The organism is Kineococcus sp. AC630, assembly GCF_979255925.1.
This window is the reverse complement of sequence record NZ_CEEDMJ010000008.1, coordinates 190,525-205,845: the sequence shown is the minus strand read 5'-3', so window position 1 is coordinate 205,845 and position 15,321 is coordinate 190,525. Positions and strand designations below refer to the sequence as shown.

The following is a 15,321-nucleotide window of genomic DNA, read 5'->3' as shown; positions in this document are numbered from 1 at the left end:
CCCCCACGGCCTCACCCACGGCCTCACCCACCGCCTCCCCCACCGCGACGGACTCCTGCTCCGCGGCCCACCACGGCGCCACCCGGCTCGAGGACAAGGACCTGCGCGGGTGCGACCTGCGGCTGCAGACCCTCACCGGGAACTGGCGCGGAGCGAAGCTGCAGGGGGCGGACCTCACCGGCGCCACGTTGCACGACCTCGACCTGAGCCACACCGACCTGCGGACGGCCGACCTCGACCTCACCCGGCTCGTCGCGGTCGACCTCTCCCACGCGGACCTGCGGGGCACCAGCTTCCACGGCGCGGTCCTGACCGGGGTAGACCTCACCCAGGCGAAGTGGGACGCGCACACCTTCGACGGAGCCGTCCTGGTCGGCGTCACCGGGAGGTAGGGCACCGGGAGAGCGCCTGCGTCACCGCTCCCTGGGAACTCCGCCCACGTGGGCGGGCTCGGGGACACGGATCCGCCCGGCCAGGACGGCGACGAACGCCGACGTCACGACGAGGAGGCCCAGCGCCACCCGCAGGGAGGACAGTTCGGCGACGAGGCCGATGACCGGCGGCCCGAGGAAGAACGCCGGCCACTCGCCCAGGTTGACCAGCGCGACCGCCCGTCCGGCGGGCACGTCGGGCTGGTTCCCGGCCAGACCCATGATGGTCGGGAACACGCAAGCGCACCCCAGGCCGACGAGGGCGAAACCCACGAGGGCCAGGGGGACCGAGCCGGTCAGGACGGCCAGCAGCACCCCCGTCGCGGTCACCGTCGCCGAGAACCGGATGAACCGCACCCGGCCGAAGCGGTCGACGAGGCGGTCCCCGAACGACCGCGTCAGCGCGATCGCCAGCGAGTAGCAGACCAGGGTCAGGGAACCCGTGGCGACGGTGGCGCCCAGCGAGACGGAGTACTGGGCGCTCCACTGCACCGCAGAGCCTTCGGTGACGGCGGCGAGGAGGGCGAGGCCCGCCAGCAGGAGGATCTGCCGGGTCGGCCGTGCCCGCCGGGGGGCCGGGCCGGATCCCCCGGCGAGGGGAGCCTCGGCCCCCCGGGGCAGGGCCGTCGCCGTGACGCAGAGGACGACGGCGAGGACCAGGTCGCAGATCGCGATCTGCACCCACGGATCGGTCCCGAGGTGACCGGCGAGGGCCCCGGCGAGACCACCCCCCAGCTGCCCGACGCTGAACCAGGCGTGGAAGGAGGACATGATGCTGCGGCCGTAGCGGCGCTCGACGGTGACGGCGAGGGCGTTCATCGGGCTGAACAGCAGACCCGTCGCCAACCCCTGCAGCGCCAGCGCCGGGACCAGGAACGCCGGCGACGGCGAGGCCGCGGCCAGCGGGACCACGACGAGCAGCAGCACGGCCCCGGGCAGGGCCAGCGCACGCGGGCCGGTGCGGGAGATGACCCGCGTCAGCACCAGCAGGGCGAGCAACGTCCCCGCCGGTTGAGCCAGCACCACGAGTCCCCACCCCGCGTCGCTGAGACCGAGCTGGTGCTTGATCGTCGGGATCCGCCCGGACCAGCCACCCATGACCGCGCCGGCGATGAGGAACAGCGTGACCACGGCACTCCGGGCGCGCAGCGGACTCACGGTGGTCGGGGGCGTTGCGGGCACGGGGCGTTGCTCCTCCTGGTCCGCCGTCGTCAGCGTGACCGACGCGAGCCTAATCCGGGCCCGTCGACCGCTGCGTCCGCACCCACCCGTTCCGCTGACCGGGTGAACATCCGGTTTCCTCGAGCAACTCACCGGGACCGTGTCCTAGTTTCGCGATCAACCGGGGGCGAGGTCGCCCCCGGCCCGGTCGCGAACGAAGGAAGAAACCCCATGCGCCTCGCGCGTCGCCTCACCCTCACCGCCCTCACCGGGGCGGCGCTCCTCGGAGCCTGCACCTTCACGGGGACCGCCGCCCAGGCCGCCGCTCCGGAGCCCGGCGTCTCGGGCGCCACGCACACGGCCGTCCCGAAGGTCGGCACCCCGTTCCCCTACGTGGGCCTCGTCCGCGCAGCCGGCGCCGACCGCTACGAGACCGCCGCCGTCATCGCCCGCGGTTCCTTCCAGCCCTCGGCCGGTTCGGCTGTCTTCGTCACCAGCGGTGAGGCCCCCGCCGACGCCCTGACCGCAGGACCCGCGGCGGCCTCCCTGGACGCGCCGCTGCTGCTGACCCAGGCCGGTTCCCTCCCCGCGGCGACCGCCGCGGAACTCACGCGCCTCACCCCGTCGAAGGTCTACGTCGTCGGCGGTACCGACCGCATCTCCGACACGACCCTCGCCGCGATCACCGCGGCCTCCCCGGGAGCCACCGTCGAACGCATCGCCGGTGCGACCCGCTACGACACGGCTGTCGACCTCGCGGAGAAGTTCTTCCCCGCGGCGAAGGGCGTGGTCCTCACCCGGGGCGACACGTTCCCGGACGCGCTCTCCGGCGGAGCCGCGGCGGCCGCCGCCGGAGTTCCTCTCATGATCACCGAGCCCGGGACCCTGCCGGACCCCGTGGCCTCGTGGTTGAACGGGCAGACGTTCCAGGCCGCCGTCGTCGTCGGCGGCCCCACGTCGGTCAGCGAGGGCGTGGCCACGCAGCTCGCCGCCCACGTCAGCGACGCCACCGCGATGACCCGCCTCGCCGGGGCCGACCGCTACGACACCGCGGCGGCCGTCGCCGCGAGCGTCTTCCCCGACGCCACCACCGCGATCATCGCCACCGGGGAGAACTTCCCGGACGCGCTGGCCGGAGTTCCGGTCGCGGCCCTGAACCAGGCCCCGATGCTGCTACTGCCGCAGGCGTGCACCCCGGTGTCCCTGTACGACTACGTCTCCACGAGCCAGATCAGCAGCGAGATCGTCCTGGGTGGCCCCACCTCGGTGACCCCGGAATCGCTCCTGACCAACTGCTCGTGATCCGCCGGGGTGGTCCCGACCGGGGCCACCCCGCCGCCGCGGCTCAGCCGTGGAGGGGCCGCACCGTGAGGGCCTGGGCCAGGGTTCCGAAGGGCCCCAGTTCGTCGTGCAGGACGCTGCTGGTCAGTCCGATGCCGTGGGCGCCGAACGACACCGAGGTGTCGAAACCCAGCCACCCGCGCTGCGGAACCCTGAACAGGTGGGCGGTGAGGTCGATGTTCGGGAAGGCGACCTCACGCGGGTCCGCCCGCACGGTCATGCCGTTCGCGACGTCGAACAACCCCGCGGTGGCGGCCAGGGCGCTGACCTCCTCGCCGGCCACGAGCGCCGTCGCGGTCCGCACCCAGGAACTCGCCCGACCGGGTTCCAGTTGTCGACGGCGCACCTCCAGCGACGCGACGAGACCACCGGGCCACACCGAGGTCACGTCCCAGGGCGGCGTCTCCTCGGGGGGCGCGATCCGCGGCAGGGTGGTTCCCCCGAGTTCCGCGGTGTCGCCCGGCCGCAGGAGCCACGCCCGCAGCCGGACGAAGTCCCGGCCGTCGTGGGCCAGGAACGCCTCGACGAGTTCGATCGTCCGGCCCGGCCGGAGAACGCTGACCCTCGCGTCGACGACGTCGACGGGCACCGTGCCGAGGATGTCGAAGGAGAGCCGGCCGAGGACCAGGCCGTCGTCCCGCCGGGTGTCGCGGTCGAGTTCGACGACGTGCACCGACAACCCCAGCGCCGCGGCGATGTGCTGCTCGTGCTCCCGCCACCCCCCACCGACGTGCTCGGTCGCCCGGAACGCTGCCGCGCCGACCCTCTCGAAGTAGGCGGGGGTCCCCGGTGCGGTGGTCACGACGACGGATCGTAGACCCCGCAGCGGAACCCGCTCCGGCTCAGCCGGGCCGACGGTCTCCGCGCGGCATGCAGACGACCGCGACCAGGAGGAGCACGGCCACGGCCACCGTCGCGAGGAAGACGTGGTGCACGGCCTGCGTCAACGGACCCGCGCCGACCCCGGAGCCCTCGAGGGAGGCCACCCCGAGGGTGGCGTTCACGACCGCGCCGAACGCCGCGACGCCGACCGCGCTGCCCAGCGAGCGGAAGAACATGTTGACCCCCGTCACGACGCCGCGCTGCTCCCAGCCGACCGCCGACTGCGCGGCGATGAGCGTGGGGGCGGCGGTGACGCCCATCCCCAGTCCGATGGCGAAGCAGGTCAGGGCGACCTGGAGGATGCTGGAGGTGGCGTCCAGCAGCAGCAACGACGACGAGGCGGCGAGCACGACGAGCGACCCGATCAGCGCGGTGGCCCGGATCCCGATGCGCAGGTAGAGCCGACCGGCCTGCGAGGCGGAGATCGGCCACCCGATGGTCAGGGCGGCCAGCGCGAACCCGGCCACGAGAGGGCCGGCCCCCAGCGCGTCCTGGACGTAGGTGGGGACGTAGGTCGTGAGGCCCAGCAGCACGGCGCCCACGCAGGCCGAGACCAGGCTGGTCGCGGTGATCAACCGGTGCCGCAGCAGATCGAGCGGGAGCACCGGCTCGGCGGCGCGCCGCTCGACCTGCACGAAGACCACGAGGAACACCACGCCGAGGCCGAGCACCAGCAGGCTCGGCGGCGCGTCCCACGCCCACGCCTGGCCGCCCTCGAGCAGGCCGAGCACGAGCAGGGTGAGGCCGACGGTGAGCACGGCGGCTCCGAGGTAGTCGACCTGCGGCCGGCTGCGCCGGACGGTCTCGTGGAACCGCCGCCACACCACGGTTCCGGCGAGGAGGCAGAGCGGGACGTTCACGAAGAAGATCCAGCGCCAGCTGACGTACTCGGAGAAGACCCCACCCAGCGTCGGCCCCACGACCGAACTCACGGCCCACACCCCGGCCAGGTAGCCCTGGACCTTCGCCCGTTCGGCCAGGGTGTAGAGGTCACCCACGATCGTCAACGACATCGGTTGCACCGCACCGGCTCCGACCCCCTGCAGGGCCCGGAACGCGATGAGCGCCCCGATGTTCCAGGCGAGTCCGCAGAGCACGGACCCCAGCAGGAACAACCCGATCCCGAAGAGCATGACCGGTTTGCGACCGAAGAGGTCGGCCAGCTTGCCGTAGACGGGAACCGTGACCGCCTGCGCCAGCAGGTAGATCGAGAACAACCAGGGGAACTGCGCGAAACCCCCGATGCTGCGCACGATCGAGGGCACGGCGGTCGCGATGATGGTCGAGTCGATCGCCACGAGGGCGGTCGAGAGCATGACCGCGATGAGCACCGGTCCCCGTTCGGAGCGGAAACCCACACCTGCCGCTGTCGCCGACGTCATCCAGCTCCTCCTCCGTCCGGCCCGGGTCGTCACCGCCCCGGCCCGCCGGACGACGGGTGCCGGGGGCAACCGTACGAGCTGCGGCGGCGTCTGGCCCGGTGGCGGGTGGGACGGTGGTGACGTTCCCGGCTCCTCAGCGGGGAACGGTCACCGCGTCCCCCGGTCCAGCGCGAACCAGACGACCTTCCCGGCGGGCCCGTGGCCCTCGACGGGACGGCAACCCCACTCGTCCGAGGCGTTCTGCACCAGGTGCAGACCGCGGCCGGAGAGGGCGTCCGCGTCGTCGGGCAGCAGCACCGGCATCCGTTCGTTGCCGTCCTCGACCTCGACCAGCAACCGGTGGGCCGTCGTCGAGGCGGTCAGCCGCAGGTCGCTGCGGCCGTGGATGACGGCGTTGGCCACCAGCTCGCTGACCAGGAGTTCCGCCGTGTCCACGTCGTCCTCACCCCACCCTCCCGTCGTGGCCAACGACCGGACGAGGGCACGCGCCACCGGTGCCGACGCGGCCTCGGGCCGGAGCAGCACGACCCGGCTCGTCCTGCCCCCGTCCACGACGGAACCCCCGGCGCGGGAGGTGTCGTCGTGCCCGGGAACCCCCGGGACGACCGCCGTCGGGAGCGCGCGGACCACCAGCAGCGTCCGGTCGTCCACGGGGTCGAACGAGCCGTCCCGCGGTCCCGACCCCCCGGGCGGACGCGGGGAGGTCGTCGAGTCCTCCAGGTGGTCGCGCGTCCGTTCCGCCACCGTGCCCGGCCCTGCGCCGACGTCCGCGGCGGTGCCCAGAGCGGCCGCGAGGTGGTCGACCCCCACGGCCAGGGTGTGGTCGCGCGTCTCCAGGGCTCCGTCGGTGACCGCGACGAGGGTCGTCCCCGGTGACAGCAGCCGACGGTGCCCCCGGCGCGGCGACGGCCAGTCGACACCGAGCAGAGGATCGTCGTGGCCCCCGAGGACCTCGACCACGCCGTCAGGACGGCGCAGCAGCAGGGGCGGGTGACCTGCGCTCGCCCAGCGCACGTCGACACCCGCGTCCGCCCGGCGGGTCAGGGTGAGCAGGACGGCCGTGGCGGTGGTGCCCGGTTCGAGGGCGGCCGTCGACCGGTCGAGGCGGTCCAGCAGGGGTGCCGGGCCGTCGTCGCTGTCCCAGGCGATCCCCCGCAGCATGGCGCGCAGCTGGATCATGGTCGACGCCGCCACCTGGTCGTGACCGGCGACGTCGCCCACCACGACGACCACGTCGCCGTTGCGCCGGGCGAAGACGTCGTACCAGTCCCCCCCGATGGCGGCACCGTCGGCGCAGGGCCGGTAGCTGACGGCCAGTTCCAGCCCGTCGAGGGTGGGGAGCCGGGTGACGACCCCTCGCTGCAGGGCCGTGGCGAGCCGTTCCGTCTCCCGGTTCGAGCGCCGCTGCACCTCGCCGGCGAGGACCCGTTCGACGCTGGGGGCGCAGTGGGCGGCGAAGATCCGCAGCGCCGTCTCCTCGTCCTCCGTGAACGGAGCGGGCGACGTCCAGGAGACGGCCAGGGCGCCGACCACCTCCGCACCGACCCGCAGCGGCAGGAGCGCCCACCGCGGCCGTCCGGTGAGGTCGACCACCTCGGCCATCCGCGGGTGGACCTCGACGGCGCTCGCCCGGTCGGGCAGGAAGAAGTCGACGTCCTCCCGGGCCGCGCGACACGCGGGCAGCGGGCTGTCGTACGGCTCGTAGTCGAACCGGGCGCGCAGGACGGATCCGAAGGACGTGCTGGCCCCCAACTGCCAGCCACCGTCCTGGGCGCGGGTGATGATCCCGAGACCGGCCGCCGACAACGCCGGGACGCCGAGGTCGATGAGCGAGGTCACGACCTGCTCGACGGTGGACGCGACGCTGAGGACCAGACCGAGTCTCGCCACCGCGGACCAGAACCCTGGTCCCGGCTGCTCGGACTGCCCGTCAGACATCATCCACTCCCAGGCCCGGGCGCGGGCCGAGGGATCCGCGCGCCCACCACTCCAGCACACCGACCACTCGGCAGCAACGGCTGCGGCGGCTGCGGCGGCGTGGACGGACCGGTCCGCCGGGGAGGCCCGCGGCACCGGTTCCCCGGCAGGGGCGTTCGACCCGGGCGCGAGAGCTCTCGCGGCATCCCCATCCCCCGAAGGAGAAGCGCGAGCTCTCACGCCCGGGTCGAGCCAAACGGTACCGAGTGCATAAGTTTTGTCAACCAGGTCATCCACGCAGACGATGACCGCTAGTGTCCCCCCGTTCGGCCGGAACTCCCGAGGAGACGACGATGCTCACCCACGACGCCCTCCACGGCGACGCACCGCAGGTGCACGACGTCGTCTGCGACACCGTCCACACCGTCGGCTACGACCCCGCGACCCAGACGCTGCGCGTCGCCTTCCACACCGGCGAACTCCACGACTACCACGACGTCCCGACGGCGTTGTTCCGCGCGATGCTCGACCCGAACCCCTGGAGCCGGGTCGGCGTCCTCGTCACCGCCCACGACAGCACCCCCGTCGCCCAGCCCTGACGTCCGGTCCTGACGTCCGCGGGGTTCCGCGTCACCCCTCCACGGAGTTCCGCGTGGGCGCGACCACCTGGTTCTCGGCGACGGGGAACAGGATCCGCACGACGGTCCCCTCCCCCTCCCGGCTCTGCGCCGACACGGTGCCCCCGTGACGTTCCACGACCGCCCGGACCAACGGCAACCCCAACCCGCTGCCCGCCACCACCCGGGCGGAGGGACTGCGGAACAACTCGTCCCACACGTGGGGCAGGTCCGCCGCGGGGATCCCCTGGCCGGTGTCCGCCACCTCCACCAGAACCCCCTCCGGGGTCTCGCGACCCCGGACCTCCACGCGCCCACCGACGGGCGTGTACTTGACGGCGTTGTCGACGAGGTTCACCAACGCCAACGAGATCAGGTCCTCGTCACCGGGAACCAGGGGCAGTGGCCACGGGGCCCGCGGCAGGTCCAGGCTGATGCGGCGCCCCTCGGCGCGGGGTTGTTCCCCGACCACCTCGACCGCCTCCTCCAGCAACGCCGTCAGGTCGACGGGACGACGGGCCAGCGGACTGGTCTCCACGTCCGCGATCTTGCGCAGGTCGGCCGTCAGGCGACTCAGGCGCAGAACCTGCTCGTCGATGCTCCCCAGTCCCCGGTCCCGTTGCGGTGCAGAGGAATCGTCCGCACTCACGTTCGCCAGCGCCAACCGGATGGCCGTCAGCGGGTTCTTGAGCTCGTGGTCGAGGCGCCCCAGCAGCAGTTGCCGGTCCCGGGTGGCCTGAGCCGCGACGCGGGCACCTTCGCGTTCCCCGGCGCGGAGAACGGCGACCCGTTGCCGGTGCGCCCCCCGGAGGAGGAGCAGCAGCACGACCGACAGGACCGCGCCCAGGAAGAGCGACCAGTCACCGGGTCGCGCACCGGCCCGGACCACGACGCGGTCGTCCCCGCCCGAGAACCACCCGACGGCCCAGGCGAGCCGGGCCAGACCACCCAGCGCCAACGGGACGAGAGCCGGCAGGAACCGCAGGACCCGTTCCTTCCGGGACGTGCGGACGGGTGGTGCAGAGGTCACGTCAGGCCTTCTCGACGTGTCCGGAGAACCGGTAGCCGGTGCCCAGGACGGTGCTGATGAGTTTCGGGGCGGAGGAGTCGTCCTCGAGTTCGCGCCGCAGTTCGGCGATGCGGGTGTCCACGGACCGGGTGGACGTCTGGAAGCTCCACCCCCACACGGCCTCCAGCAGCCGCTCGCGGGTCATCACCTCGTCGGGGTGGGTCATGAGGTAGGCGAGCAGGGCCGTCGCGCGGGGAGTGAGCACGACCTCCCGGCCGTCCTTCCACACGCGCTGGGACACCCGGTCGAGGAGGACGCTGCCGCTGCGCAGACGCTGGAACTGCCCGAGACCGCCACCTCCCCCGCCCTCCCGGCGGCGCAGCACCGCACGGATGCGGGCCATGAGTTCCTGCGGGTCGAACGGCTTGTTGAGGTAGTCGTCGGCGCCCTCCTCCAGGGCCATCGCCCGCTCGCTGGACTCCCCGACCTGGGTGAGCAGGATGACCGGGGTCGCGAACCGCTCCTCGCGCAACCGGCGCAGGACGGCCCGCCCGTCCAGGCGGGGCATCATCACGTCGAGGACCACGAGGTCGGGGGCCCCGGCGCGCAGGCGGTTCAACGCCTCCTCCCCGTCGTGGGCGACGACCACCTCGAAACCCGCCCGCCGCAGCAGCGGCGCGAGGTTGTCCGTGATGGCCGTCTCGTCGTCCGCGAGCAGGATGGTCGGCACCCCCCGATGATGCCGTGTCGCGAGGGTCCCGACGGCGACCGGGACGACGTGTGTCCAGGTCGTGGCGGGTGTGTCCGTCCTGACACACGCTCCCGCGCCGTCCCCGCGGTTCCTAGGATGGCGACGTGCGGCGCCCCTCCTCCTTCCCGGTCCTCGTCGGCCTCACCGTGCTGACGGCGCTCGCGGGGTGCTCGGCCGGGGTGGACCTCACGGTGGAGCGAGCCGGTTCCCAGCACGCACCGGAGGTGGGGGTGGCCATCGAGCAGCCCCGGGGCGGTGGGGATCCCGTCGTGACGGGACCGGCACCGACGGGCGGCTCGCCGGCGACCGCGACGCCCACGACCACCCCGCCGGTCACCCCGACCCCCACCGCGGCGTCCCCGACGAACCCCGGTCCGACGACACCCGTCCCGACGCGACCCGTCCCGACGCAGACCGTTCCGTCGCAGGCCGTTCCCACGCAACCCGTTCCGACGCGCCCCGGCCCCACCGGGTCCACCCCGCCCTCGGTCCCGAGCCCCGCGCCCACGGCGTCCGCACCCGTGACCTCGTGCACGACCGCCCAGCTCGTCGGGGAGGTGTCCGACGTCACCGCCGGCACCGGGACCTCCACGGCGACCGTGGTCCTCACGAACACGAGCGAGCTGACCTGCCGCGTCCGGGGTTTCGGCGGGATCTCCCTGGGCCGCAGCGACGGTGTCCCCGTCCTCTCCCGCCAGGTCCGTTCCGGCACGGCCACCTCGACGGTCACCCTGACGCCCGGTCGCTCCGCCCGGTCGACGATCAGCTGGTCCACCACGGCGAACACCGCCGTGGGAGAACCCGCGGTCGGCGACTGCGAGGCCGTCCCGACCTCGTTGCGCGTCATCCCCCCGGACCAGATCGCGGAGATCGCCGTCCCGTGGTCGACCGGACCGGTCTGCGACCAGGGGACGCTCACCCAGTCCCCCTACACGGCCGTCTGAAGCCCTCCTCCGCAGCGGCGGGGGCTCACCAGGGTGTGCTCGAGGACTCCTGGTCGTCGGCGGCGAACTGGTCCCGGGCCGCCTGGGCCGCCCGTTCCGCGGCGGACTGCTGCGCGGTGCGGGCGATGGCGTCGAGGGCGTCCTGGTCCGGCGGGACCGCCTGCTGCGGTTGGTCGCTCGGCACCGGGGTGCCGTCGGAGGGGGCGACGACCAGTGCGGCGACCTGCGCCCGCTGCGCCGCCGCGGAGATGTCCTCCAGGGTCTGCGCGTCGGTGCCGGCACAGGTCTCACCTCCCCCGCTCTCGGCCGTCTGCACCGCCTGGGCCAGCGAGCGGAAACCCTGGTGGCGGTCCGTCCCGACGGTCCCCTGCCCGTGCAGGAACTGCGTCAGAGCGAGGTTGACCCGGACCAGGCAGCGGGCACCGTCGTCCGGCGCGCGGTCCAGCGCCGTGCCGAACTGCTCCTCCGCGGCCCCCAGGTCCCCGTCGGCGAAGTGGCGGTCACCGCGGGCCAGGCTCGACTTCCAGGGTTCGACGACGTCGAGGACGGCGAGGAGTTCGGGACGGTGGTGCAGGGTCGGGTTCAGGCTCAGCGCCTTCCCCGCCCCGAGCAGGAACACCACCGCGAGCGGAGCGGCGAGCAGGACCCGTCGCCGGCGACGGGCTGTCCGGCGCGGCCTCACGATCGCCTCCTGGTCCACCAGTGCACCCCGTCCACGGCCAGGACGACCAGCAGCACCCCCGCCACGATCCAGCTCAACGGCGTCCCGCTGCCCAGCGCCGCCCGCACCGGTCGCAACCGGCCGGGGACGGCGTCGGCGACGACGGCGTCGAACCCGGTGCTCCCGGTCCGCTGCACGAACGGGACGCCCAGCTCGTCGGCGATGCCCTGCAGCGTCTTCCGGTCCTCCCGCGAGATCGCGTTCCCCAGGTGCCCGGGTCGGGTGTCCGGCACGTACGTCGACTCTCCCCCCACCAGCGGGGCGTCCCGCATCGGGCCACCCGTCGCGGTCCCGTAGCCCAGGACGGCCCCGCCGCCGGCCCCGTCGGCGCTGAACCTGCCCGCGGACGCCGGCCGGGTGGCCTCGCCGTCCCCGAAGTAGAAGACGAGCTGCGCGCGGCCCGGCGCCTGGCGCGCCCCGGCGCTCAGCAGGCGGTACAGCAACGCCGAGGCCTGCCGGGGGTCGCCGCCCTGCGCGGACCCCGCGCTGGAGGGGACCAGCGACTCGACCGACGTGAGGGCGGCCGCGGTGTCGGTCGTCAGCGGCATCGTCTGCAGCGCCGTGCCGCTCGACACGATGGTGGAGAACCTCGCCCCCGCGTAGCGACGCGTCAGTTCGCCCACGTCGGCCTGCACCTCGCTCAGCCGGGTGCGACCGCCCGCGCCGTCCTCCGCCGCCATGCTGAGCGTCCCGTCCACGACGAGGTAGACGTCGACGTCACGGCTGCGCAGCGCCGAGGTCCCGCCCGGCGCGGTCGGCGCCCAGACCAGCACGCCCGACAGCCCGACCAGCACGACCGTGACGAGGCCACCCCGACGCGCTCGCCGCGTCCCCGCGAGCGCCCGCGCGACCAGCAGCACGAGCACGGCCGCGCCGAGGACGACGCCCACGCTCCGCGACGCGTCGACCGGCACGAGGCGCGGGGTTCCGGTGGCGCGGGCCGCCTCCCGGGCCCGGAGGCCGGTGACGACGCCCGGGACGGCGCCGGGCGAGGTCACCTCGGCGTACGTCCCGCCCGAGAGGGTGACCGCGGCCTGGAACCGCTGCGCGGCCGCGCGGGCCGTGTCCGTCGTCGGCGCGGCGGGGTTGAGGCCGTAGAGGCGGACCCCACGGGCCAGCGCGAGGCGGCCGACGTCGTCGAGCGTCACGCGCTGGGGGCCGCCGGCGATGTCGTCGGTGGCCAGCACGACCGAGCGCGACCGGGGTGAGTCGAGCCGGTCGAAGGCGCTGACGCAGGTCGCGGCGCCGTCGCCGATGACGGAGGTCCCCTCCCCGCCCGTGGTCCCCGCCCACGCGGGTGAGCCGACGTTGGCCGTGTCGTAGGCGGCGCGGACCTTCGCCAGTTGCGTGGAGACGTAGTCGGCGTCGTCGGTGAGGGGGAACACCTGGACCGGGCGGCTGTCGAAGAGCACGAGACCGATGCGGTCGCCGGGGCTGTCCCGGGCGATGCGGGCGAAGGCGTCGAGCACCGCGGCGTCGGTGGGGGCCATCGAGGAGGAGACGTCCAGGCAGAGGACGACGTCGCGGCTGCGGCTGTCCTGGTCCACCGCGACCACGGTGACGGGGCGGGCGGTGAGCACGGCGCAACCGAGGACGGCGACGACCGCGGCGACCGTCGCCACCGCCAGCGCGGCGCGGTGTCGTCGGTGGGCACGGCGGTAGGCCGGTAGCGCCGTCAGGCGGTCGGCGTGGGCGAGCACGGGCACGGGCACGGGTCGACGCGAACTCCGGTCCCGGCGCACGACGACGGCGCAGAGGACTGCGACCGGCAGGAGCGCGACCGCGAGGACCCACGGGTGCAGCAGTTCGGTCACGGCCCGCCCTCCTCGGCCGCGGCCCGAGCGGCCCGCAGCAACGGCGCGGGGTCGTCCGGGGGCCGGGGGGCGAACTGGAACGGCAGGCAGGCGGTCAGCGCCGGGGAGTCGGCGGGGACCTCGAGCGAGCGGAGGACCGCCGCGGTGCGGTGGCCCACGTCTCGGGCCGAGAGCGTGCCGGTCCGGAACTCCTCCTCGATCCGGGCCAGGGCCTCCCGGGCCGCGCGGTGGCGGTCCTCCCCGGACCGGGCGGGGGCGTCGCGGGTGGCCGTGTCCTCGGGTGGGGCCGGTCGGGGGCGGCGGCGCCACAGGGCCCAGGCGAGGACCACGACAGCGAGGAGCAGCAACCCCACCCCGACCACGGTCCAGCCGCCCCAGAACGGGACCGGGGCGTGCAGTTCTCCCGCACCCGGCACCACTCCGGAACCCGCACCGAGGGTCAGCACGTCAGCCCCGGGCCCGGGCGTGCTCGCGCACGAGGGCGTGCAGACCCGCCATGACGCCGTGGGGACCGTCGACCCGTCCCACGCTCACCCCGTTGCGGCGCAACAGGCTCACGGCACGGCGACGGCGCTCGCGGTCGGCGGCCAGGTGGGCGGCGCGCACCCGGGCCGTGCGCCGGACCCGGCCCGGGAGGAGGCGCGGACCGCCGAGGGCTCCGAGAGTTCCCTCCACCCCGGTGGGGTCGACGTCGGAGATCGTCACCCAGAGGACGTCGTGGCGGATCGAGAGTCGCCGGACGGCCTGCTGGAGCCCGGTGTCCACGTCGACGTCGTCCGCCACCACGACGACGACGGCACGTCGCCGCTGGTAGCGGGCCGCCCGCTCCAGCACGGTCCCCACGTCGACGGGTGGGTCGTCGATCGCCGCGGTCAGCGACGAGACCACCCGGGCCCGGTGGGCGGCCCCCCTGCGCGGGGGGAGGACGGTGAGCGCGTCGGGACGTCCGGCGACCAGCGCGACGCGGTCGCCCCGGGCCTCGGCGACCCCCGCGAGGACCTCGACGACGAGGCGGGCGGCGACGAGCTTGGGCTCCCCGCCGACGCCGGACGCGGCGAGTTCCGCCCCGGTGGGGACGAGGAAGAGGACGGTCTGGTCGCGCCGGGCGACGTAGCGCTTGACCAGGGGCACGGGGTTGCGCGCCGTGGCCGACCAGTCGATGTCCCGGACGTCGTCGCCCTCGACGTAGGGCCGCAGGTCGTCGAAGTCGTGGCTGCGACCGGGGAAGACCGCCGCCCAGTCGCCGTCGAGCTGGCCGTGGCTGCGCCGGTGCGCCGGGATGGCCAGCAGGGCCGCGAGGCGGGGGGACACCTGTCCGGGCCCCCGACCGGCGGGAGGACGTGCGGTCACGGGGCGGGGACCTGCTCGAGGAGCCGGTCGACGACGTCGTCGGCGCGGACGTCCTCGGCGAGGGCCTCGAAGGTCAGCCCCATCCGGTGGCGCAGCGCCCGGTGGGCGAGCGCCCGCACGTCGGCCGGCAGCACGTGGTCGCGGCCCTGCACCAGGGCGCGGACCTGCGCCGCGCTGGTGAGGGCGATGCTGGCCCGGGGACTGGCGCCGAACTCCGTGGCGGGGTCCGCCCGGGAGGCCCGCACGAGCGCCACGACGTAGCCGACCAGCGAGACGTCGACGTGCACGCGGCGGGCGAGGTCCTGCAGGAGGCGGACGTCGTCGAGGGAGACCGAGGACGGCTGCGGGTCGGGCGTCGACCCGGTCCGGTGGGCCCGGACGATCTCCTCCTCCTCCTCCGCGCTGGGGTAGTCGAGGACGTCGTGCAGCAGGAACCGGTCGAGCTGGGCCTCCGGGAGCGGGTAGGTCCCCTCGCTCTCCACCGGGTTCTGGGTCGCGACGACGAAGAACGGCTGCGGCAGCGGGTGGGTGACGCCGGCGATGGTGACCTGGTGCTCCTGCATCGCCTCCAGCATCGCGCTCTGGGTCTTGGCGCTGGAGCGGTTGATCTCGTCCAGGAGCACCACGTTGGCGTGGACCGGGCCCAGGCGGGTGGTGAACTCCGCGCGGACGGCGTCGTAGACCTGCGTCCCGACGATGTCGCTGGGCAGCAGGTCGGGGGTGCACTGGACCCGTCGGAAACTGCCGCCGAGGGCGTTCGCGATCGTCGACGCGGCCGTCGTCTTGGCCAGACCGGGCATGCTCTCGAGGAGGACGTGCCCCCCGGCGACCAGGGTGGCGACGAGCGTCTCGAACAGACGGTGCTGCCCCACGATCCGGGCGGAGAACGCGCGCTGGAGTTCGGCGAGGACCACCGCGGCCCGGTCGAGTTCGGCGTCGTTCGGTGCGTCGTTCGGTACGGCGGTCACTACACTCCTCGCTGGTGCTCAACGCTGTCGCGG

The 15,321-nt window shown here is 74.3% G+C and carries 15 protein-coding genes; 4 read left to right on the top strand and 11 right to left on the bottom strand.

Features of this window, described 5'->3' with window-relative positions; translation table 11 throughout:
• Positions 1 to 392: pentapeptide repeat-containing protein (locus AC0I8G_RS10970; protein ID WP_471729941.1), on the top strand; the 392-nt coding region annotated here is incomplete at its 5' end.
• 21 nt (positions 393 to 413) lie between these two features.
• Here the strand turns inward: AC0I8G_RS10970 and AC0I8G_RS10965 are convergent.
• Positions 414 to 1,613 carry an MFS transporter gene (locus AC0I8G_RS10965; protein WP_471729940.1) on the bottom strand — a complete coding sequence of 400 codons (1,200 nt, stop codon included), beginning with the start codon at positions 1,611 to 1,613 and terminating at the stop codon, positions 414 to 416.
• 210 nt (positions 1,614 to 1,823) lie between these two features.
• Here AC0I8G_RS10965 and AC0I8G_RS10960 point away from each other — a divergent pair, with 210 nt between their 5' ends.
• Positions 1,824 to 2,894, top strand: a complete 1,071-nt coding sequence (locus AC0I8G_RS10960) for a cell wall-binding repeat-containing protein (RefSeq protein WP_471729939.1) — start codon at positions 1,824 to 1,826, stop codon at positions 2,892 to 2,894.
• Positions 2,895 to 2,937: 43 nt separating this feature from the next.
• Here AC0I8G_RS10960 and AC0I8G_RS10955 read toward each other — a convergent pair whose 3' ends face one another.
• The 3 genes from AC0I8G_RS10955 to AC0I8G_RS10945 all read right to left on the bottom strand — a co-directional run bounded on the left by AC0I8G_RS10955 (position 2,938) and on the right by AC0I8G_RS10945 (position 7,087).
• A complete protein-coding gene (locus AC0I8G_RS10955) occupies positions 2,938 to 3,735 on the bottom strand; it encodes a thioesterase family protein (protein ID WP_471729938.1) in 798 nt (265 codons plus the stop codon).
• 40 nt (positions 3,736 to 3,775) lie between these two features.
• Entirely contained in the window at positions 3,776 to 5,197 is a 1,422-nt protein-coding gene (locus AC0I8G_RS10950) for an MDR family MFS transporter (protein WP_471729937.1), read from the bottom strand.
• A 147-nt stretch (positions 5,198 to 5,344) separates the two neighbouring features.
• A complete protein-coding gene (locus tag AC0I8G_RS10945; protein WP_471729936.1) occupies positions 5,345 to 7,087 on the bottom strand; it encodes an ATP-binding SpoIIE family protein phosphatase in 1,743 nt (580 codons plus the stop codon).
• A gap of 341 nt (positions 7,088 to 7,428) precedes the next feature.
• Between AC0I8G_RS10945 and AC0I8G_RS10940 the strand changes: the two genes are divergently transcribed.
• A complete protein-coding gene (locus AC0I8G_RS10940; protein ID WP_380260800.1) occupies positions 7,429 to 7,713 on the top strand; it encodes a KTSC domain-containing protein in 285 nt (94 codons plus the stop codon).
• Positions 7,714 to 7,744: 31 nt separating this feature from the next.
• Here the strand turns inward: AC0I8G_RS10940 and AC0I8G_RS10935 are convergent, their stop codons facing one another.
• Positions 7,745 to 8,761, bottom strand: a complete 1,017-nt coding sequence (locus AC0I8G_RS10935; protein WP_471729935.1) for a sensor histidine kinase — start codon at positions 8,759 to 8,761, stop codon at positions 7,745 to 7,747.
• Position 8,762: 1 nt separating this feature from the next.
• The gene (locus tag AC0I8G_RS10930) at positions 8,763 to 9,470 is read right to left on the bottom strand and encodes a response regulator transcription factor (RefSeq protein WP_328292843.1); all 708 of its coding nucleotides are present in this window, start codon (positions 9,468 to 9,470) and stop codon (positions 8,763 to 8,765) included.
• Positions 9,471 to 9,595: 125 nt separating this feature from the next.
• Between AC0I8G_RS10930 and AC0I8G_RS10925 the strand changes: the two genes are divergently transcribed.
• Positions 9,596 to 10,435, top strand: a complete 840-nt coding sequence (locus tag AC0I8G_RS10925) for a DUF4232 domain-containing protein (protein ID WP_471729934.1) — start codon at positions 9,596 to 9,598, stop codon at positions 10,433 to 10,435.
• A gap of 25 nt (positions 10,436 to 10,460) precedes the next feature.
• Here AC0I8G_RS10925 and AC0I8G_RS10920 read toward each other — a convergent pair whose 3' ends face one another.
• The 5 genes from AC0I8G_RS10920 to AC0I8G_RS10900 are packed head-to-tail and all read right to left on the bottom strand — an operon-like array spanning position 10,461 to position 15,288.
• Positions 10,461 to 11,117 (bottom strand): hypothetical protein, encoded by a 657-nt coding sequence (locus tag AC0I8G_RS10920; protein WP_471729933.1) that lies wholly within the window; start codon positions 11,115 to 11,117, stop codon positions 10,461 to 10,463.
• Positions 11,114 to 12,970 carry a VWA domain-containing protein gene (locus AC0I8G_RS10915; RefSeq protein WP_471729932.1) on the bottom strand — a complete coding sequence of 619 codons (1,857 nt, stop codon included), beginning with the start codon at positions 12,968 to 12,970 and terminating at the stop codon, positions 11,114 to 11,116. Before AC0I8G_RS10915 ends, AC0I8G_RS10920 begins: the two co-directional genes overlap by 4 nt.
• Positions 12,967 to 13,416: a hypothetical protein gene (locus AC0I8G_RS10910; RefSeq protein ID WP_471729931.1), complete on the bottom strand. Its 450-nt coding sequence runs from the start codon at positions 13,414 to 13,416 to the stop codon at positions 12,967 to 12,969. The genes AC0I8G_RS10915 and AC0I8G_RS10910 overlap by 4 nt, the downstream gene beginning before the upstream one ends.
• A 1-nt stretch (position 13,417) precedes the next feature.
• Positions 13,418 to 14,320 carry a DUF58 domain-containing protein gene (locus AC0I8G_RS10905; protein ID WP_471729930.1) on the bottom strand — a complete coding sequence of 301 codons (903 nt, stop codon included), beginning with the start codon at positions 14,318 to 14,320 and terminating at the stop codon, positions 13,418 to 13,420.
• Positions 14,317 to 15,288, bottom strand: a complete 972-nt coding sequence (locus AC0I8G_RS10900; protein ID WP_471729929.1) for an AAA family ATPase — start codon at positions 15,286 to 15,288, stop codon at positions 14,317 to 14,319. The genes AC0I8G_RS10905 and AC0I8G_RS10900 overlap by 4 nt, the downstream gene beginning before the upstream one ends.
• Positions 15,289 to 15,321 lie beyond the last annotated feature (33 nt).